Origin of the sequence: Blautia sp. An249 (genome assembly GCF_002159835.1) — a bacterium.
GTDB lineage: Bacteria > Bacillota > Clostridia > Lachnospirales > Lachnospiraceae > Blautia_A > Blautia_A avistercoris.
The window spans coordinates 95905-116962 of the sequence record NZ_NFJL01000010.1; the positions used below are offsets into that span (position 1 = coordinate 95905).

At 47.3% G+C, this 21058-nt stretch carries 23 protein-coding genes; all 23 read left to right on the forward strand.

Going from position 1 to position 21058, the window contains the following annotated elements; genetic code table 11:
- The first annotated feature begins 10 nt into the window (after positions 1-10).
- The 23 genes from B5F53_RS10840 to B5F53_RS10950 all read left to right on the forward strand — a co-directional run bounded on the left by B5F53_RS10840 (position 11) and on the right by B5F53_RS10950 (position 21022).
- A complete protein-coding gene (locus B5F53_RS10840; protein WP_087223260.1) occupies positions 11-457 on the forward strand; it encodes a hypothetical protein in 447 nt (148 codons plus the stop codon).
- A complete protein-coding gene (locus B5F53_RS10845; protein WP_087223262.1) occupies positions 457-864 on the forward strand; it encodes a hypothetical protein in 408 nt (135 codons plus the stop codon). The genes B5F53_RS10840 and B5F53_RS10845 overlap by 1 nt, the downstream gene beginning before the upstream one ends.
- A gap of 1 nt (position 865) precedes the next feature.
- Complete coding sequence (locus B5F53_RS10850) at positions 866-1219, forward strand: hypothetical protein (protein ID WP_087223264.1); 354 nt, start codon at positions 866-868, stop codon at positions 1217-1219.
- Entirely contained in the window at positions 1216-1605 is a 390-nt protein-coding gene (locus B5F53_RS10855) for an HK97-gp10 family putative phage morphogenesis protein (RefSeq protein ID WP_087223266.1), read from the forward strand. The genes B5F53_RS10850 and B5F53_RS10855 overlap by 4 nt, the downstream gene beginning before the upstream one ends.
- Positions 1606-1614: 9 nt before the next feature.
- The gene (locus B5F53_RS10860; protein WP_087223268.1) at positions 1615-1917 is read left to right on the forward strand and encodes a DUF5026 domain-containing protein; all 303 of its coding nucleotides are present in this window, start codon (positions 1615-1617) and stop codon (positions 1915-1917) included.
- Entirely contained in the window at positions 1892-2761 is an 870-nt protein-coding gene (locus tag B5F53_RS10865; RefSeq protein ID WP_087223270.1) for a hypothetical protein, read from the forward strand. The genes B5F53_RS10860 and B5F53_RS10865 overlap by 26 nt, the downstream gene beginning before the upstream one ends.
- Positions 2762-2766: 5 nt before the next feature.
- The gene (locus tag B5F53_RS10870) at positions 2767-2994 is read left to right on the forward strand and encodes a hypothetical protein (protein WP_087223272.1); all 228 of its coding nucleotides are present in this window, start codon (positions 2767-2769) and stop codon (positions 2992-2994) included.
- A complete protein-coding gene (locus B5F53_RS10875; protein WP_087223274.1) occupies positions 2994-4403 on the forward strand; it encodes a phage tail sheath subtilisin-like domain-containing protein in 1410 nt (469 codons plus the stop codon). The genes B5F53_RS10870 and B5F53_RS10875 overlap by 1 nt, the downstream gene beginning before the upstream one ends.
- 14 nt (positions 4404-4417) lie before the next feature.
- Positions 4418-4876 (forward strand): hypothetical protein, encoded by a 459-nt coding sequence (locus B5F53_RS10880; RefSeq protein WP_087223276.1) that lies wholly within the window; start codon positions 4418-4420, stop codon positions 4874-4876.
- Between the two features lie 63 nt (positions 4877-4939).
- Positions 4940-5506, forward strand: coding sequence for a phage tail assembly chaperone (locus tag B5F53_RS10885; RefSeq protein ID WP_087223278.1), 567 nt, complete (start codon positions 4940-4942; stop codon positions 5504-5506).
- Between the two features lie 132 nt (positions 5507-5638).
- Positions 5639-10639, forward strand: a complete 5001-nt coding sequence (locus B5F53_RS10890) for a phage tail tape measure protein (RefSeq protein WP_087223280.1) — start codon at positions 5639-5641, stop codon at positions 10637-10639.
- 12 nt (positions 10640-10651) lie between these two features.
- Positions 10652-11341: a LysM peptidoglycan-binding domain-containing protein gene (locus tag B5F53_RS10895; RefSeq protein ID WP_087223282.1), complete on the forward strand. Its 690-nt coding sequence runs from the start codon at positions 10652-10654 to the stop codon at positions 11339-11341.
- A 15-nt stretch (positions 11342-11356) separates the two neighbouring features.
- Entirely contained in the window at positions 11357-12601 is a 1245-nt protein-coding gene (locus B5F53_RS10900; RefSeq protein WP_087223284.1) for an XkdQ/YqbQ family protein, read from the forward strand.
- Between the two features lie 12 nt (positions 12602-12613).
- Entirely contained in the window at positions 12614-12958 is a 345-nt protein-coding gene (locus B5F53_RS10905) for a hypothetical protein (protein ID WP_087223286.1), read from the forward strand.
- Between the two features lie 11 nt (positions 12959-12969).
- Complete coding sequence (locus B5F53_RS10910; protein ID WP_087223288.1) at positions 12970-13410, forward strand: DUF2634 domain-containing protein; 441 nt, start codon at positions 12970-12972, stop codon at positions 13408-13410.
- Between the two features lie 18 nt (positions 13411-13428).
- A complete protein-coding gene (locus B5F53_RS10915) occupies positions 13429-14553 on the forward strand; it encodes a baseplate J/gp47 family protein (protein ID WP_087223290.1) in 1125 nt (374 codons plus the stop codon).
- Positions 14554-14567: 14 nt separating this feature from the next.
- Positions 14568-15785, forward strand: a complete 1218-nt coding sequence (locus B5F53_RS10920; protein WP_087223292.1) for a putative phage tail protein — start codon at positions 14568-14570, stop codon at positions 15783-15785.
- Positions 15785-16165, forward strand: coding sequence for a phage tail-collar fiber domain-containing protein (locus B5F53_RS10925; RefSeq protein WP_087223295.1), 381 nt, complete (start codon positions 15785-15787; stop codon positions 16163-16165). Before B5F53_RS10920 ends, B5F53_RS10925 begins: the two co-directional genes overlap by 1 nt.
- 68 nt (positions 16166-16233) lie before the next feature.
- Complete coding sequence (locus B5F53_RS10930; RefSeq protein WP_087223297.1) at positions 16234-17922, forward strand: hypothetical protein; 1689 nt, start codon at positions 16234-16236, stop codon at positions 17920-17922.
- A 394-nt stretch (positions 17923-18316) separates the two neighbouring features.
- Positions 18317-19672 (forward strand): reverse transcriptase domain-containing protein, encoded by a 1356-nt coding sequence (locus B5F53_RS10935; protein ID WP_162610582.1) that lies wholly within the window; start codon positions 18317-18319, stop codon positions 19670-19672.
- The gene (locus B5F53_RS10940) at positions 19665-20342 is read left to right on the forward strand and encodes a DUF4376 domain-containing protein (protein WP_087223301.1); all 678 of its coding nucleotides are present in this window, start codon (positions 19665-19667) and stop codon (positions 20340-20342) included. The genes B5F53_RS10935 and B5F53_RS10940 overlap by 8 nt, the downstream gene beginning before the upstream one ends.
- Before the next feature lies 1 nt (position 20343).
- Positions 20344-20814, forward strand: a complete 471-nt coding sequence (locus B5F53_RS20840; protein WP_087223303.1) for a putative ABC transporter permease — start codon at positions 20344-20346, stop codon at positions 20812-20814.
- Positions 20786-21022, forward strand: a complete 237-nt coding sequence (locus tag B5F53_RS10950; RefSeq protein WP_087223305.1) for a hypothetical protein — start codon at positions 20786-20788, stop codon at positions 21020-21022. Before B5F53_RS20840 ends, B5F53_RS10950 begins: the two co-directional genes overlap by 29 nt.
- Positions 21023-21058: the final 36 nt, after the last annotated feature.

A 21058-nucleotide genomic window follows, 5' to 3' on the forward strand; every position in this document is an offset into this window, starting at 1 on the left:
GAGGGATCTTATGAGGCTGATAGCAAAAAAACCCTGCTCGTTTAACGGTCAGGTCTTTTACATCGGCGATGAAATTCCTTCTGAATTTGTCATCAACCCAAAAGCGCAGGAGAAACTTGGCGTTATTGCCATTGCTGCAGGCGGAGAAATGTATGCTGAATCACCCTCTTCGGATGAACGTGTCGGACAGGTAGAGTTTGCAGTTCCGATCAAACAGAAAGATGGGGACGAGACTATGCATTTCACAGAAGAGCAGATAAGCAAAGCTGCAGAGGTAATGCAGATGACGACGGCATACGCCAAAGATGCGATCAAGGAAATCTCAGATGAGAAGACGCTGATCCTGATCAATGCCTGCGACTCGAGAAAAGCAATTAAGGAAGCGACAGAAGAGGCGGCATCCAAACTCTTTGATGGAGAGGCAAACGGACAGGAGGAAAGCGAAGGTGATGAGTAATGGCTGGGATGTACAATTACGATCCCGGGAAATTATCTGAGCGCGGAAAAGATCTTATGCGTTTTGAGCTTGGAGACACGATGGTAGAGGGCAAGGAGAAGACCTGCGCCCTTACCGATGAAGAATATGATGCCATACTTAAAATGCATAAGTCATGGAAACGTGCAAAGTTAGCCTGTTTGGAGGCTATATTCAGGCGATTTTCCTATGAGGTCGATACACAGACTGGTCCGTTATCGTTACAGTTCGGAAACCGGGCAAAGCTGTGGCAGGAAGAATACGAGAAGCTTAAAGCATCGGTATCTCAGAACTGCCTTTCTGCTGCGGCTATTTCGGCCCAGGGAGATGAATGTGGGAAACCATACTTCTATACCGGAATGATGTCAACTGAGAGAGAAGGTGGTTGATATGCAGATGTATCTGCGCCCGGGAAACCTTTTTAAAGAGTTCATTGTAAAGAGCAAAGAGGCTGATGTATCAGACATCGGCCTTCCTGTTGCGAAATACAAGGATACCGGGATTCTTGTCAATGGTGTGTTGGCTGAGGCGAGTACTGATGATCGCGAGAAGACCAAACACATGTGGGATCAGGATCAGCATTCACTCACTCACACTATTGTAAGCTGGACCGGACCGGAAGCAAAAAAAGGAGATGTTCTTTCGATGGGAAGTAGATATTTCCTCATTCTCGCAATAGATGATGCCGGATCATTGGGCGTGGCGACAATTTATTATGCAGAAGAAAGGAATGATTTGAGATGACGCCGGGAGGAGCATCAGAAGCAATCCGCCGGGCCGTCCGTGAGGCGGTCAGGGAAGTGAATCAAAAGACGATGTCAAAGGCATTTCGTGTATCAAATGCCATGAGGAACAGCGCTATTGAAGTCCTTACGAATCCGAGCCCATCATCCCCGGGAAATCCTCCCGGGGTCAGAACAGGCTTTTTACGGAGAGCGTGGAAGACTGGCGTCCGAATGAACGGCGGAAATTCAAATTCCAGCATTTCAATAACAGCGTATGCCGACTCTAAAGCTCCTTACGCCGGATACTTGGAAGATGGAACAAGTAAGATGGCGGCAAGGCCGTTCGTGGATCCTATATTGGATGATGTAGAGCCGGAAGTTGATTCGATTTTTTCTGATTTTTAGGAGGTTTATATGCTGATTATTAGGAATCCGACCAATGTATTTGATACAGATGAAATACAGCGAGGTACCTTGATCTACGCCAAGCATAAAAGCTGGAGCGTTGGGGAGCAAGGGTTCGTGGTTTCTGTTGTGAAGGACAAGGTAACTGTGCAATACCCGCCGCAGATCGGGAATGTCACAAACCATTTCTTCATTTATGCCGATGAAGTGGCAAATGGAGATTGGGAAATTCGTTACAGCAAGGATATGCAGACTATCGAGCGGTATCCGGAGGAAGGAGCAGAGGATGAACCTGATAAGTCTGATTTATAGGCGATTGTTGGATTCGGAAAAGCTAAGGTCGCTATGTGCGACTTATGCAGGGAAGCCGGCTATATTTAACACGGAAGCCCCTGACGACAAGCAGGAGGGATGGGAAGGGAAAAGCCAGTACCCTCGCATCAATTTTACGTGCGATATGCAGGCAAATGAGGAAAGATCCAGCGTAGGCACTCTGAATATCGTCGCTTATACGGAAGGCACCTCCTTGGTCATATTAGAGATCGAGGCGGCTATTAAGGAGTGCTTTAGAGACATCCTGCTCTGTCCGGATGACGGTGGGCCGTACAGCTTTGCGTGGGCGAGAACGGACCCGTTCTTGCTTGAAGGAAATGTGATAGGTCAGGAGATATCCATAGACATGGTGGAGTATTCTCCGCAGGAGACGACAGATCCGGATCCTATTATCGCCCTGAACCAATATATCAAAGAACTGTATCCTGATTCCACGGTCGTTGGAATCGATCGGCTGAATGAGGTGACGGATACATCGAAGACGCCGGTGTTTTACTGCCGGCTGATCACGTTGAACAAGGTAAATGGAAACAATATGAATACCGTTGCATGGATGGACTGCAGAATAGCGGTCCATCTTTTATGCCCGGATAAATCAAAAAACATCAAAATGATTGCGGCAGTCGCTCAAAGAATTGCCGTGGATGAAAGAATAATCCTGTTAGATAACTCGCCAATGAATATATCCGAAGTTCAGGTGGATCGTCAGGCAGATTACCTGAAATCGGGGCAATTATATGTAGCGGGCAAATATGGAGTTTTGAAATACAGGGCAAAAGAACACGCAATCATGAAAAATGTAATTTTAAGCAAGGAGGAGTAAAAACCATGGCAGAAGCAAAGACATCTGGTGCCAATACTTCGCAGAAAGAAAAGGCATCAAAGAAAAATGCTGAACCGGTTTACAGCGCAGAAGAACTTTCTAATGCTGCGAGTCGGTTTGGAACACGCAAGGAATGCGTTGCTGCGGCTCTGAAATACTACGGTAAAGACAGGGCAACAGTAAAGGAAACAAAAGAGCTTGTCAGCAAATTTATGAGCAAGGAGGTTAAGTGATGGCAGGAACATTTATTGTTGGCGAAACAAAAATTCGCCCGGGAACATATTTCAACATCCAGAAGGTTGGAGAAAATCAGATCGTAGGAGCTTCAGACGGAGTAGTGGCGATCTTCTTTAAATCTGATTTTGGACCGCTTGCGGAGGCAGTGGAAATCACTCCCGAGGAAGGGTATGAAAAGATGTACGGAACTGCGGGTTCAACTAACGCAATCCGTGAAGTAATCAGGGCTGGTGCAACGAAATGCGTTTGTGTCCGTGTTGGAAAAGGCGGTACCGCAGCTACGGTCACTCTGGACAAAGAGGGAGATACAGAGGCGTTAAAGATCACCGCCAAATACCCGGGAGCGAAAGATTTCGCAGTCACTGTAAGAGAGAAGCTGTCAGATTCTTCCCTGAAAGAGTGCGTGATCTATTCCGGAGCAAAAGAGTTTGAGAAGATCGAGTTTGCGGCCGGAGATGACGAAGTAAAGGCGCTGAATGAAGCGTTTGTCAATTCAAAATGCTTTACATCGGAGATCATCGCAAGCGCTACCGGAGTTCTCGCAGATGTGAGCGAAGAGGCATTTACCCCGGGAACGGATCCTACTGCAAGCAATACTGAATACAGCGAAGCGTTTGTGGCGGCAGAGGCATACCGGTTCAATGTGGCATGCGTTGACACGGAAGAGACGGCCGTTCATCAGCTTCTTGCTTCGTTCATCGATCGGATTTTCGATGCCGGACAGCTTGCAATGGCTGTTGTGGCAGAGAAAAAGACGGTTGCGCTTACTGACCGTATGGCGCATGCGGCAGCTTTCAACAGTGAAAAGATGCATTACGTAGTCAATGCATCCGCTGAGATCTCCGGAGAAACCGTGGAGGGCTATCTTGTGGCGGCAAGAATCGCAGGAATGATTGCTGCGTGTGCGTCGAATAAGTCTCTTACTCACACGGTTGTGGAAGGATACACGAAGCTGAACGATGCCCTCACTCCGACGGATATTTCTGCGGCGGAGCAGAAGGGTTGCATCGTGCTCAGCACAAACACGAATGGACAGATCTGGATCGACAGTGCAATCAATACGCTGGTAAGTCCGTCGGATAACCAGGATGACGGATGGAAAAAGATCAGAAGAACCAAAACGAGATACGAGCTGATCACGAGGTGCAACGATCAGGCGGACGCCCTGATCGGCAAAGTAGATAACGATGTAAACGGGCGGGCTACGGTAGTTAGCCAGCTGCAGGGCGTTATCAATGCGATGATCAACGAAGGAAAACTTGTATCTGGTACCGCATCCGAGAACACGACGTATCAGGCTGATGGAGACTATGCATATGTGGACATCCAGGTGATCGACAAGGATTCCATTGAGCATCTGTATCTGACATACAAATTCCAGTTCTCAAGCAGGACGACTGAATAAAGGAGGGAAAATAAATGGCTATTAACGAAAGAGCATCATCTGATGCACGTCATGCACGCACCGGTAAGGACGCTGGTCTCTACAATGGAACCGGCGATCTTCTTGCGTCTATGGAGTCTTTTCAGGCGAAGGCTACATACAACAACGTAAAGTACAAACCTATGGGAGATCCGCAGGAGCATGAGACAAGTGACTCTTACGGAATTACGATCACCGTCACGGAAATCGTGATCGAGGATATCGATATGTTCCGTGAACTCATGGCATCCATGAAGTCCGGAACGACACCGCAGTTTGTGTTCCAGGGAGTCCTTCTTGGACTTAATGGCTCCGAAGAGCGTGTTGTATACAGAGAGTGTATCCCGTCTGGAGACATCGATCTTCAGAATGTAGCGAATGGAGATGTCATTAAGCGTAATTGGAACTTCTTCGTCAACGGAAAACCGGATCTTCAGAAGGAACTCACAATTTAAGTCGGATATTTTATCGGAGGGCGGCCATGGAGCTGCCCTTCGACATTTTAAGGAGGATATGGAATGGCAAATTTAGCAAAAACAGCAGGAAAGATGGAAAATACGCAGGAAGTTCGCGAGGAAGAATTTTCTGAAAAGGAAACACAGGGGCAGCTTTTAACGGTTGAAAGCGATTTTATTGCCGGTATGCTGGCGGCGGCCGCTTATAAAAACGATGAGCTCCGGCAGATTGACATCGTTCGTGATGGAAAGCTGTATTTCTCCTTCCGGGTTCATGCGCTCGGAGAAGAAGAGGCGAACAAATGCCGCAAGAAGTATACGAAGTACGTGAGGAACAAGCAGATCGGCATCAAGTTTGCAGAAGAAACAGACAATGCAAAGTTCCGTTCTTCGCTGATCTACCACGCAACGGTCGAAGAGGACCGTACAAAGCTCTGGGATAATCAGCAGGTGTGGGAAGGTCTCAGAAAACAGGGCGTTCTTGTTGTTACGGCCCTTGACGTTATCGAATCAGTGCTTCTTGGAGGAGAAAAAGACAGGGTTATTGACGAAATCAATAAACTGAGTGGGTTCGATTCTGAAAACCTCGAAGAAGTTGAAAACAAGATGGAGGAAACAGCAAAAAACTGATCCGGGCAGGAGGAAAAACTACCCTCTTGCATCAAATATTTCAGCGGCTCGGCATAACGCCGGATGAAGTTTATGCAAAGCCTGCTGGAGTGCGGGCGTTCATGTTCGCATCAATGAGAATACGTCTTGAAGATGACGAGAAAGGAGGAAGAGCGGGTGGCGACTAAGGTTATTAAGATCGAGATCCCCATAGAGACTAAAGACAACACTGGTCAGGTTGTCGATAGTATATCAGAGAAGATGGAAGGCCTTGACTCTGCGGCGAAAAAGGCGCAGAAGAGTATGGAAAATACTGTGAACAGCGCAAATAAAGCTGCGAAAGGTTTTGAAAATGCCTCTAAGAGCGTCTCCGGGTTTGAGAAATCGGTCGGGAGTGGTTTTGATGCGGCTTCTAAAAAGGCGTCTGGTTTTGAGAAGTCTGTAAATCAGACGAAGAAATCACTTCTTGCGATGCTCAAAGAGAAGTATCAGATTCTTCTTGAAGCGAAGGATCGGATTACACCGACTGTGAAGCAAGCAATAACCTATGTGAAAAGCCTGACCTCAAAAGCGTGGAAGGTTACGCTTAAAGCGGTAGACCTCGTGACATCCCCCGTCAGGAGGGTGTTCGGGTTACTGCAAAGCCCGCTTGTGGCGGCCGGAGTCACGATATCTGCCGGCGCCGGTATTGCGGATACGGTTAAGACATATGCGGATTTTGAAGCTGCAATGTCAGAAGTCAAGGCAATATCAGGCGCTACAAGCGAGGAATTTGCTCAGCTGACTGAAAAGGCGAATCAGATGGGAGCTGTCACGAAGTTTACTGCTTCTGAATCGGCAGAAGCTTTTAAGTACATGGCTCAGGCAGGCTGGGACGCAAAAGAGATGATGGACGGTATCGAAGGTCTTATGTCCCTGGCGGCCGCCTCTGGAGAAGATCTTGGAACTACGTCCGATATTGTAACGGACGCATTGACGGCATTTGGAATGGCGGCGAAGGACAGCGGACGGTTTGCTGATGTTATGGCTATGGCTGCCAATGCAACGAATACCGATGTCGCAAAAATGGGCGACACGTTCAAATACGTTGCACCGGTTGCCGGAGCCCTCGGATACAGCATAGAGGACACGGCGGTAGCGATCGGTCTTATGGCAAACAACGGTATCAAGGCATCTCAGGCAGGAACGAGCCTCCGGAGCTTGCTTACGAACTTAACGCACCCCGTTGGACAAGCGGCTGACGCCATAGAAGAACTGGATATCAGTATCACAAATGCTGATGGATCAGTTAAGCCGTTATCACAGACCCTTCAGGAATTAAGATCGAAATTCAGCGCATTATCTGAGGCGGAGAGAGCCCAGTACGCTGCGATGCTGGCCGGTCAGGAAGGTATGAGTGGTCTTCTTGCTATCGTAAATGCATCCGAGCAGGATTTCGCAAGCCTTACAGATCAGATAAACAACAGCTCCGGAGCAGCGGAGGAAATGGCAGATATCATGATGGATAATCTGGCCGGAAAATTTGAGCTGTTCACGGGATCGCTTGACTCGATGAAGCTATCGCTCGGAGAAAAATTTAAGCCTTATCTGATTGAAGCTCTTGACTGGCTTACAAATAAGGTTCCAGATGTTGAAAATGCCCTTCTTACGGCCATGAACTCATTTGATCGTTTTGTTGAGAAAACAAAAGCGAAGATAGATGAATTTACGGCAACAGATGAATGGCAGAATGCGGATTTGTTCGGAAAAATTGGTATTGCATGGGATGAATTGGTGGCAGAACCGTTTTCTGACTGGTGGAACGGGTCCGGGAAGACGAAGGTTGCCGGTGTTGCCCGTGATATAGGGTTAGGCATTGGAACAGCGATTTCTACCGGGATAATGGCTTTGATGGGAATAGACGTTTCGTCCGTCGTTGACGAAGGGAGCAGCATAGGGCGCCAGTTTGCCGAAGGCTTTGCTGAAGGTATGAACGGTGTCAGCATTGCGGGAGCTCTCGGAACACTTTTGACGGGGGCGTTCTCAAGTGCGGCAAAGCTTCTTCCGGGAGGTGAGTCTCCGGATATAACATCATTGTTATCGGCCACAGCTATTGCAAAGGTAGCCGGTCCGATGCTGAGTCTTGGATCCGGCGTGTTCAAAGTCGGAAAAGGGATATATAAAAGTGCGACCGGAGGAGTTCTGAACAAGGCGATTGGAAGCTTTTCGGTGGCAGATGAACTGGCCGGAGTCGGCAATGTAACTGGAAGCGGGCTTCTGGGATTGGCCGGAAAGACTGGAATGGCGCTTGGATCTGGAGCGTCTACAAGTGCAGGACTTGCAGCTGCCGGAGGCGGTGCAATACTTGGCGGTGTTGTTGGAGGCGCAACGCTGATAAGCGGCGGTATGGATGCCTTCGATGCGTACAATTCCTACAAATCCGGAAACAAGGAAGCTGCCAAGGCGCAGGGCACGTCTGCTGGGTTGAAGGTTGGAGGCGTAGCGGCTGGAGCTGCGGCCGGAGCAGCGATAGGATCGGTAGTTCCGGTTCTCGGAACTGCGGTTGGAGCTTTGATCGGAGCTGGTATCGGAGGACTTGCTGGTTGGTTTGCCGGAGACAAGGTAAAAGAGGATTACGAGGAAGCTGCGGCAGCGGCGGAAAATCTGGAGCAGAAAAGCAGATATGCCCTAGAAGGTGCAAAATTTGACAGTCAAGAACTGAAAGAAGCTTTTGACGATACGAATGTATCTGCAGAGCAGTTCGGCGCCATGATGCAGGAAGCGACATCGAATAAGATCCGGGATAGCTTCGGGGATATAAAGCTGTCTATGCAGGAAATCCAGGAAGCTGCGAAACAGATCGTGTTTGCGGATCAGGCAGAGGCGCTGAACAAATTCTCCGCAGCAGCAGAGACCGCAGACAGTTCTCTTGCTACTCTGCAAAGTTCGTTCCAGACGATGGACAAGTTGAACTGGAAGGCATCGCTCGGCATGAAGCTTGATGAAGGCGATATATCGGAATATATTTCGGCTGTTGATTCCATGATCGAAAGCTCGAAGCAGTACCTCGAAGACAAGCACTATGAGGCGACAGCGGCTATAGATCTTCTGGTTGAGCCGGGAAATGAAACTGATATGACAACAGGGCTAAATCAGATGTATTCGGATCTGCAGTCTAAGATTGAGACTCTTGGCGGCGATCTGAAAGCAAAGGTCAATGTAGCGCTGGAAGATGGAGTGATCACGCTTGATGAGCAGGCAGAAATCACGAATTTGCAGAACCAGATTGCCGACATCACGAACCAGATCAGCCAGGCGGAAACGGAAGCGAGTTTCCAGAGCTTAAAAATTAAATACTCCGGAGCATCGCTGGACGCTGACTCTTTCGCTTCTTTGGTATCTGAAATTCAGGCAAACGTGGAGGAAGCGGCATCACAATATGATGAGGCTTTGCAGGTTTCGCTGACAAACCTAAATCTCCAGCTTCAGAATGGAGCGATTTCTCAGGAACAGTTTGATGAACAATTGCAGGCGCTCACCGAAGGGTATCAGGCAAAGATCACGGATCTGTCTGTCAGAGTTGAAAGTTTTGAACTGCAGTCGATTGCAGATGCATTCGGTAGCGAATTGGATGGGATACTTCCGGATCTTGAAGGATCCGTTGCGGAACGGCTCGGAACTGCAATGCATAATGCGATGTCAAACGGTGTAGATGTGGAAAACTGGGATTTGGCCACGGCAACAGAGTGGCTTGATCTGGATGGACTTTCGGCAGAGACACAGGCAGCCATCACCGAAATGATGAGTCAGGTCGCGGCGTCAATGCCGGATCAGATGACGTCGGCACTGGAGGGAACCAGCGTAGATATGAGCGAAGGCGTAAATAATATGTTGAACTCGTCCATAGAAAATGTGGACTTATCTCCGACAAGCGAAACTCTGGTGAATCAGCTTAACAAGAGCCTTGGAGAGGTGGATATGTCTGAATCGGGTGCAGGGTTGCAGACAGGCATACAGAATTCGTTAACTTCATCTATTGAGAACGTGGATCTTACGGAAGCTGGAAGCCTTATGAACCAGAAACTCGGAGAGGCGATGTCGTCCGTGGATATGTCTGAAACTGATGCCGGACTTCAAGAGGGATTGCAGAGTTCTCTGACCGCATCGTTGGAAAACATTGATCTTACAGAGGTCGGCGGGATGATGAATCAGAAGCTTGGAGAAGCCATGGCATCGGTAGATATGGCCGAATCGGGAGCTGGACTGCAGGAGGGGATCCAGAACTCATTAACTGCTGCGCTCGAAGGAATAGACCTTTCAGAAAGCGCACAGATGATCAATACGTCTATTGTAACGGCCCTGTCATCGACTGAAGGCATCGATATGAGTGGTTTTACCGCCGCTTTGCAGAGCAGTATAACGTCATCGATTGATGGTTTGGATTATTCCGGCGTCACAACCGCTGTTGGAACCGGCATCTCAAATGCAATTACCGCAACCATGGGAACAATTCAAGGATCGATCACGAGCTTATATTCGTCGGTCGGGGCTGCGATCAACAGCGCATTTGCCGCAGGGTTTACTACCACGACCACGGTAACGATCACTGTTAATTATAAGCTTGCGAACCCATCTGCGACAATCAGTTTCAGCGGCGGCGGAAGTGGAACGGCCACGGTGAGCGGAAGCATATCATCCAATGCAAACGGCGGCTTTGCTTATGGCCCGGAGCTTACATGGTGGGGCGAGGACGGACCAGAGGTGATCATCCCGCTCGGAAGCAAGAGAAGACAAAGAGGTTTGGAACTGTGGGCACAGGCCGGAGAAATGCTTGGAGTTGGAAAGCATGCTGATGGCGGCTTTATCGGTTCGGGGGCGTCTTCCAATAAAAATATATGGGAGAACACAGAAATACCCGCAGAGCCGATATCAGAAAGCGACAGAGGCACTTCCGATATTTCAACTGTAATTGACAGCGAGAAAAATACGGACACGAAAGAGGTTAGCCTTAGCGTTACTGTAAATCCGCAGTTCGTGATCTCATCAACAAGTCAAAGGGAAGATGATATCCTTCAAATCATTAAGACACATATGAAAGAGCTGGCAGACGATCTCGGAGGCGAGCTTGCTGACCGCCTTGGCGAGGTCTTTTCAAATATGCCGGTAAGTAGTTAAGGGAGGCGCTTTATGGATGTTAGTTTAACTGAAGTTGAAAACGGTAAGAGTAAATTTATCTTTCCGAGCCTCCCTGAGGAGGTAAGCGGAAGAAATCGGACGAATTATCAGTCCTACGATATCCTGTCTTATGGAGAGGTGAAAATCCCCAAAGGAATGAAGCTTACAGAGATTTCGTTCGAGGGGATTTTTTTCGGAGAGGCGAAAAAAAACGAGTCCATTGTGAAACAATGGATTAAGCCGGCAGAATGCGAAAAAATTCTGAAAAACTGGCAGGAAAAAGGGACCGTGCTACGGTTGATGGTTACTGAAACCAACATCAATATTGATGTTACTATCAGTGATTTTGAATGTACAGATTATGGCGGTTACGGAAACAAGAAGTATTCGCTGGAGTTTGTGCAGTACCGGTCCCTGAAGGTTTATACAACGGACGAACTCAAGATTGTAAAGTTCGTTAAGAAGACGGTGACAAGGCCTGCGGCCGCAGCTCCCAAAAACAAGGGCAGCTATACCGTGAAATCAGGCGACAATCTATGGTCGATCGCAAGGAAGTTCTATGGCGGCTCCGGATCCACTTGGACAAAAATATATAGTGCGAACAAGTCAACGATAGAATCCACTGCGAGAAGATACGGGAGATCAAGTAGCGATAATGGACACTGGATTTACCCGGGGACCGTGTTGGTTATCCCGAATTAGGAAGGGGGCGGTATAATGATAGATCTATCTAAAGTGCAATACCGCTTCGTTATTATGGACGAAAAGGGAAACCAATACAATATAAAAGATTATGTAGAAAATCTCGGGTGGGAGCAAGGTGAAGACGAACTCTCCACCCGAATTTCATTTACAACAAAAAACGAAAAGTCATCAAAGGAAGTGTTTTCGGATATAGCGAAGCTTGGGTGCTTAGTCGGGATATTCGCTTCTGACGGAGTCACCGACGACGAAGTGGCAAGAGGAAACATTATAGACTGGAAGCCATCGTATTCTTCGGATTCATATAAGTTTGACGGCAAATGCTATGACAATTTATATAATCTGCAGGAAAGCCAGGACAATATATACTATCCCGCCGGTACCGGTACAAAATCTGCTGTAACGAAGATCTTTGATGATTGGGAGATTCCCCTTGGATCCTATGAAGGGCCGAATGAGACGCACGCAAAGCTGACTTTCAAATCGCAGGACCTTGCAAACGTCATTACGGAAATTCTGGATGACGCTTATAAAAAGGGTGGCGTAAAATGCGTCGTGCAGGACAGGAAGGGCAAAGCGTATGTTGTCCCCTATGCGAACAACAAGACGGTCTATCATTTTGCGGCTGAAAACGTGGTCACGGCCACGCATAAGAGAAGCACTGCCGGGATGATCACCCGTGTAAAGGTGATTGGGCAGGAAGATGATGATGGGAAAAGCTCGGTCGAGGCTGTGTTAAATGGCAACACAAAATATGGCGTTCGCCAGAAAATTGTTCGCAGAGGCACTGATGAGAGCCTTGAGGATGCGAAAACATCGGCGCAGACAATTCTCGATGAAGATGGAGAGATCCAGGAAGAAATGACTGTGAAAGCGCCGGACATCCCATGGGTGAGGAAAGGGGATCTGGTCCATGTAACGGTTGGAACCATGAATGCCTATTACTATGTTATCGGTATAAGGCATGATGTGGATAGCCGCAGCATGACATTAGATCTTCATGTTCCGTTCAAAGAATATGAAAAGAAAGCACAGCAGACGGTTCAGAAAAAAACTTATAATGTGGGCGATATCGTGAATTTCCACGGAGGAACCCACTACGTCAGCTCTTATGCGGGATCCCGCGGATACAACGCAAGAGCTGGACGGGCAAAAATAACGATCAAGAATGGATCAGGAAAAGCACATCCATGGCATCTGATACACGTTGACAGTTCAAGCAATGTGTATGGATGGGTGGATAACGGCACATTTGATTAAGGAGGGATGAAGATGGCGTTTGATGCACATGCCGGAACGAACAAACTGGCAAGGACGCTTCACAAAAGGATAAAAAGCATGTCAGACAGCCCACTTGTTCTCGACTTTGGAAAGATAGAGTCTGACTACGGGCTGGTTACAAATACTTTTCCGGTAAAAATACCGCAAGGCGATTATACGGTGTGCCGGCATGTGACAGGCATATCCCTCGGGACTTCCGGAGGTAGTCACGGCGGGCACGAATACGGCGATGGATCGCATTCGCATTCTATACCGGTTCCGGGGCTGTCTCCCGGGAACCACGTTCTTGTTGCGTGGGTGCAGAATGAAGCAGTGGTTATCGATGTGATCAGTTAGGGGGTGGGAATATGGATGAAGAGAACACGTTATTTCCTGTGGAAGAGTCCCCTGAATTTATCGATGACGGAGATCAGTTGGACAGGGATTACCACTATACAGTTGCGTGGGACGTTGAAAAACAGGACTTCGTCTTGAATGGGAAGGGCCAAATGGAGCAGTGCGATGGCGTGGAAGGCTATAAAGTATGGTGTTGTAAAATGGCCCTCACACAGCGATATGCTTGTGCAGCTTATCAGGACGAAATTGGCACCGAACTGGACGAAGCTCTGGCAGAGGACAGTGAAAAGGCAGTTGAGTCCGCAATAGAAAGAACAATATCAGAGGCGTTACTGGTGAATCCGAGGACTGAATATGTAAGAAACTTTGAGTTTTCGTGGTATGGAGAAGCGGTAAGCGTCTCGTTTACTGTAAAGGGAGTAGACACGGATGAATTCAAAGTGTCTATTTGATGACTGGAGGTGAGAAGTGTGAGTTATGAATTTACTCCGCCGGAATTTGTCGATGGAGCTGAGCCGGAAGAAATACAGCAGCGCATGATGGATGCGCTTCCGGATGGGATTGACGATATGCCCGGAGGATTCCCGTATGATTTTACGATGCCAACAGCAATAGAAAAATCAGAATTGATCCAGTTTCATCTCGTGCGCACCTTGATGTTAATGTATCCGCAATATGCATGGGATGAATGGCTTGATCTCCACGCAGCGGCGGCAGGCGTGGAGCGCCGGCCGGCGGGACATGCAAGCGGATCGGTGACGGTTTCCGGAGACGCAGGAACTGTCATACCAGAGGGGGCAATATTCTGTACAGAAGCAACAGACTCTTCTCCGGCTCTCGAATATGCCGCTGACTCAATGGCTGTTATACCAGAGTCCGGAAGCGTGGTCGTTGAGGTTACGGCTGTTGAGGCCGGAAAAGAGTCGAATACCAAAAAGAATACGGTAGTATTCTCTCTTACAAGCATAAAAGGGCTGTCAACAGTGAACAATCCGGCAGACATTACCGGCGGGACGGATGTGGAAGGCGACGAAGATCTTCGGGAGCGTATCGAAGAAGAGAATTTTAGAGATGGAGCAACATTTGTCGGAAACGATGCGGACTATATCCGATGGGCAAAAGAGGTAGTTGGCGTTGGCGACTGTATTGTCGTGCCAACATGGGATGGTCCGGGCACTGTAAAGCTGATAATCGTAGACTCAAATGGTGAGCCGGCAAATGAACGGCTGACAAAGGCGGTTTATGATCACATTGTGTCTCCGGACGATAGGTCACGAAGGCTTCTTCCTACCGCATGTGCAAAGCTGACCGTCGTAGCTGCGGCCACAAAGAAAATTTCTTATGTTTGTACGGGACTTGTATATGACGATACTACCGATATACCGACAATCGTGAGTCAGTTCAAAGAACTTGTAATGCAGGAATATTCGGAAGCGAAAGCAGAAGGCGTCCTTGTTTACAATCAGGTCCGTCCTCTTATCACGGATATACCGGGAGTATCCGATTTCGACACATTTTTAATGAATGGGGCAGAGGAAAACATCCTGCTTTCTAATGATGAATATGCGGCAACAGATCAGGTTGATTTTAGTTAAGGGGAGGGAATGCGATGAATATTGAAAACTTTCCCACATCTGAAGCGGCAAAAAGAATGATGGGATACATTACCGGCAATGGATTTTATGACAGATCCTATGTTGGGAAGTGGATATTCCAGGTTATGGGAGTGGAGATGGACGAGGCCCGCCGGATCATTGAGGATGAACTGCCGTATCAGGCGTTTCCGGAAACAGCAACATGGGGGCTCCGATATCATGAAGAGAAGTTCGGGCTCCCGATCAGGGAGAACCTTAGCCCGGAAGAGCGACGAAAGCTTATCTTAGACAGAAGAGACACAAAAGCACCTATAACCCCATGGCGATTGGAAAAGATGGTAAACAGTATCCTCGGATGCGATGTAAAGGTTGTGGATATCCATGAACCTGACAACAAGATATCTCACCCAAACACTTTTATTGTTTACCTCGAAGGCGAAGGGGAATTTAGTCTGCAAAAAGGCATTGACAAGATCAACGACGCAAAGCAATCGCATACGTCGTATGAGCTGCATGTTCGCCTTGCAGTCTTTGTTCTGGTCGAGAACATCCTGTTTAATCGCATGACGGTACGAATGCCAATCACATGGTGGGGTGCTACGTGGGATGGAGAATATCCTTTTGATGGTAGCATTTATTTCAATGCTCGGCAACCTCCATATTTCTATATGGCAGTTCCGTTTAGCATCCCGAATATTATCAAAATTGAAAATCTTCGGGTATCGCACCGGGTTACAAAAATAAGCGAATACGGCGATCTTTTGATAAAAATAGTTCATCGGATCCCAATCACATGGTGGGGAGCATCTTTTGACGGAAGATACCTTTTTGATGGAGAGGCGCTTCTAAATGCAGCGAGACCTCCGGAATTCGGGAGGGTCGCATACAATTTTGATTCTTTCAATGCAGAAGAGGTGTTATTCGGGCATGCGGAGCTTGCTGCCGCTGAAATAAAAAATGAGAACACATGCAATGTTAGGGATGTCCACAGGGCATCCTTTTTGTGGCCCGACTATGTAATTACTTTTGATGGAGAACTATCGTTTGATGGGGAAGAGACATTTTCGCAGGAGTCTCCACCGAAGGTAACATCAATCACGCATCGCATAAATGCTGAGATCGACGAAGATTTTGGCATTGCGATATATATACCGTCAAAAGCGATTCTCTTTAACGGAGCGTGCGCTTTTGATGGAGCAAATGATTTCAATTCAGGAAGGGAGGACCTGTAATGGCAGGAACGACAGTTACAACAAAGGCAAAGAAAAAAATGTTAGAGGCGAGAGCTGGCATAGCACCGCTCAGCAAGATCGTAGGCATGGCATTTGGTACCGGCGGGGTGAATGGATCCGATGAGATTGTTCCGCATTCCCCGGATCAGAACGCATTGCACAATGAAGCGTTCAGGAAAGAAGTGGATGGGTATGAAGTGATCTCTGATACCTGTATCCGGTATAAATGCACCCTGGAGGAAACAGAGCTGGCAAACACATACATTTCCGAAATTGGCATTTACGATGCTGATGGAGATATGGTGGCCATGAAAGCGTTCATGAAAAAAGGCAAGGATGCAGACATGGAAGTTGTGTTTGAGTGCGATGATACTTTCTAACGCATTTCGATATTTTGCAACATGTTAAACACTTTTTTGAGATAAATATTATCATATGGAGGTAGATTATGGCGAATTTTGATATATCTGGCGCCAGATTCAATGAGCAGCTTCGCATGCTCGAAACAACGGATCCGGTACATGCGGATCTCATGAATGCCATGTTCGGGCAGCTCATTAAGAATGACGTGGCTATGCGTGATGCGGTAAGTGTTTTTGCCAAATCAAAAAATGAACAGGCGTTGTTCCTGCTCAATCTTAGGAGGACCGGCAAGCGGTATGGTGTGCATTTCGATGCATATGGCGTAAGCCCTGCATCAACAGGAACGAGGCTTTATGACGCTGTTGGGAAAGTGGCCACTCCGTCTACAGATTCGGTGCGTGGAATAAATGATTTTGAAGGAGAAAGCGTATTCTATGGACTGGAAGTAAATGGATACGTGGACACGGATGGCGAATTCGTCGTGGAGTACATCAAGGGAATTGACAATGAATTCTCCCGGGAAGACGAAGATAAGGATGTTTATATTCTTTTCCTTACGCAGTGGATTGAGATGGAAGTGACTGCGAACGGAGAGAATATTATTCTTTCAGATGAAAATCATCCCGGATCCTTCCCGGAAGCGGCAGCTATCCGGCCGGACGGAACAGTAAGACCCTTCGTTCCTATTGCGAAGTATCTGGCATGGGATGATGAGTCCGGCATACCGCATTCTGTAAGCGGAAAAACAGTAAATCACAATCAGAGTCACAACAACATGATCACTCGCTTCCGGAAGAAGGGGAACCAGTATTGCGGAACCACTGCACAGGACAAAGCACATTTGGATAACCTGTTTCTTGTGGCTTTTGCAACAAGAAATACCCAGTCTATCATGTATGGATGTACAAGCTATTCCGCACAGTACGCAGCTACGGTGCAGGAGTCTGGAGTGGAGCGGATTATCGTATCAAAGACGCAGGCAGCGTATTTTATCGTTGGATCCGTTGTTTCTATTGGAAATCCTACGATTCTTTCAGATGAAGGAACGCCAATCTTAGATAGAGGGTATTCCGGCATGCACGCAAAAGCGGATCGTGTTCTGATCACAGCGATCGAGGAATACGATGAGTCGAACAGCGCAATCTATGTTGATAACGGAGGAACCACATTCTCAACAGCATCATCTATGATCAACGATAGCGTTGAGGCGAAGACGTACATTTCAACCATGCCATGGAGAACGGGAACGTGCGACGCCGTTCTTGGCTCATGCGGATCACCTGTCAGCAACACAAACGGTAAATATCCGTATATCCTGTTCGGCGTTGAAATGTTCCTTGGATTTTATGAAGTTATCAGCAACGTGATCATGAAGATTACAGATCACGTGATGACTCCGCAGATCTGCTATGACTGTACGAAACTGGCTACGTCTGTCACGGAGGATTACGAGGCGGTCGGGTACGCCGTTGCTAATACGGAGGATTCATGGAAGTATATCAGCAAACTCGGATACGACCCGGAAAATCCGTGCGTCCGACATGGCGTGGAAGTAAATGCGTCAAGTTCGACAGGATATGCGGACGGGCAGTACACCAATGATCTTGACGAAACTTCCGATGCAACGAGAGAGTGGCTTTCCGGCGGCGCCCTGTACAACGGGGCTTTCGCGGGCCGGTTCTACGCGTTCCTGGCCGACGCCCTCTCCATCGCGTACTGGTACTACGCCGCCCGCCTTTCTGCTTCTGGACGGTGCGCCCAGAGCGCAGCGTAGGCGTGCCGTTGGGGGTGAATTGCGAAGCAAGAGGGGATCTCCCCTCATAACTACATATAGAATAAGGACTCACACTGCTATTGGCTAGGCTTTCCGGCGGCAACCTGAACAACGGGGCTAACGCGGGCCGGTTCTACGCGAACCTGAACAACGCCCTCTCCAACGCGAACTGGAACTACGCCGCCCGTATTTCTGATATGGTGTTTTGCAGTGTGTTTCGCCGCCCATTGAGGTGGCTCGATTTTCGACTTGGGCGGAATGCCCGAAATTTCTTGCACCAGCATCGGGCGCCGGGTAAAACCGGCGTCCGGCCATGCGACGGAAGTGGGCGCATGTGGGGGTTAGTAGTAAAACCGAAAGCCTTTGAATACAGAAAGAAAGAGGACTGGATTTTTTGAAAACTTATTGTAAGAGAAAAGACATATCGAATATCGATTTTGTCAAGAACTGCATAACACCTTTCCTGTATGAGCGTTTGGACAAAAGCAATGTTGCTAAACTCTTTGCTTATTACAATGGAATCAGCAATACAAAATCAAGGAAGAATATTGATTCATCTCCGGAATACACAACTGATACTATTGAAAAAATAGCCGGCAGTATCTCTGAAAACTTAAAAAGCAGAACCGTTGTTGAGCATGTAATCGCTGTGACGCCAAATGAGGCTATTGTTACTTATAGAGAAATTGTGGACGGGATCAGTGGTAAACGTCGAGAACTCGGGCTCGAAAAGCTCATATTTCAGCTTTATGAGGTGATCGCAAGGGATGCCTGTCAGGAAATGTTCGATGCAAAAATAGGAGAATTCCAAGTTTCTTCAATAAAAGGAAAGGGGCAATCTTACGGGAAAAAGTATATAAAAAAATGGATTTCGATGGATCCGGAAGGCACAAAGTTTTGTGCGAAAGCGGATGTCAGAAAATGCTATCCAAGCATACCGCACAACCGGCTGAAGGAGCTTCTGCATAGGGATCTCCGGAAATCAGGAGATTTATTGTATCTGCTTGACTCAATCATATATTTATATGATTGTGCGAACCTGCAGCTTGGTCGGCCGGAGCTTTGTGGCAAAGGAATACTGATCGGATCCCCTCTGTCAAAAGATCTGAACAACTATTACATGTCGTACTTGTATCATTACATTTACGAGCAGCTTGCCATAACAACTGTGCGCCGTGGAAAAGAGAAGCGGACTCGTCTTGTATCACATGCGATGATTTATGCGGACGATATTGTTGTATTTGGCGGGAATAAAAAACATCTGCACCAGGCAATGAAGCTTATTATTGATTTTACAAGAAAGTTCCTCGGTCTTGAAATTAAAAAGACATGGGAAAAATTCCTTGTGAGTTATAATGATTCCTCAGGAAAGTCCAAAGGCAGAAATCTTGACTTTATGGGATTTGTTTTCCGTGGCTGCGAAGCGTTTTATCGTGATTATGGAAAGGTGAAAAAACGGCTGAAAAAGGTCATTGTTACTGTGAGAGACTCTATCTTTCTTAGGGCAAGACGGAAATTTTACCTTTTCATAAAGCTTATCCGCTCAAAAACCGTGGTGACAAAGCACAAGGCAATGTCACTGCTTGCGTATAATGGATGGATAAAGAACAGCGACTCGCATAAGTTTCAGTCCAAAGAGCATTGGAAAGAAATCATAAATATTGCAAAACGAATGGTCAGCAGATATGAGAAAGGGCAACCTTATGAAACCGAAAAATATTATAAGAAAGTGAGGAAGATGTATGCATAAAACAAACAGTCCTGCAACGCAGGGGAAAATCACATATGTAACTCTGCCGGATGGATCCGTGGATGTCTGGATCCGAAGAAATGAACAGGAGCTGCCGGAAACAGAAGAGGGACCGGCAGGGGTTGAGGCGGATGAAATCTATTTCAAGCTGTCATCTGCAGATGTGGCATCCAAGGAGGAAATAGAAGCGGACATTGACTTCTGGTTTGATAAACTTGAAACCAGCGAGGAAGGCGGGATTGCAGATGCGTATTCAAAAGAGAATTACCGCACAGCTACCAGAGCGTTATTATCCGCAACGTGTGAACAGATTATTACATCCGGAGTGGATGTCGAACTTAGCATTGGAACCGAACATTTCAGCCTTACGGAAAAAGATCAGATCAACCTTTTCGGGAAACAGGCACAGCTGGCGGCAGGGGAAGAAAAACTGGAATACCACCAGGACGGGCAGCCCTGCAAGTATTACAGTGCGGCCGATATGCAGAAAATCATTGATGCTGCGTTTTCCTATGTATCCTACAATACCACATACTGCAACAGTGCGTTTACATGGCTGGAGGCTTGCAATAAAGCATCGGAAATGGACGCTGTGCAGTACGGCGCCGAAATACCAGAAGAATATTGTTCCGAGGTGTACAAGGACTACAAGGAAATGATGGTGAAATAAGATGAAGACGGTTTTAAAGATATTTTTTAAATACCTCTTCCTTTTTCTTGTTGGTGGTGCTATCTATGTGATCATTGAGCTTGTCTGCCGAGGCAGAAGTCATTGGACCATGGCCGTTGTCGGAGGCATATGCTTTGTCCTTTGTGGCATTCTTAATGAGATTTTCACATGGAAGTCCACGATATGGTTCCAGATGCTGATCTGCAGCTTGATTATTACGGCGGTAGAATTTATAAGCGGGCTGATCCTGAATATCCATTACGGACTTGCCATATGGGATTACAGCAATATTCCATTTAACATTCTGGGGCAGATCTGCCTGCCGTTTACGGTGCTTTGGTTTTTTATATCGGCGCCGGCTATTGTTCTGGATGATTATTTGCGGTATTGGTTCTTTGGAGAAGAAAAACCACATTATATAATCAAAATTGGAGGGAAACCAAATGCAGATCACAGATCAAGGATTTCTTGAGGTTCTTGATACATATATGGATATGGTCGAGAAACAGGAAGAAATCATATACCGCTTATCGAAGATTGTGAAAAGGCAGGCGTATGAAATTGCCCACATGAAAAATGTATGTGGGTTTTCAGAAGAAAAGGCACAAGGGGAAATCGAGGAGGACCGGCTTGCACAAGAAGCCTTGTCAAAATATGAAGAACTGAAAAATATGGATTAAAGAGCCTCCGGCTCTCGTTATCCAGCGCAAAAGATC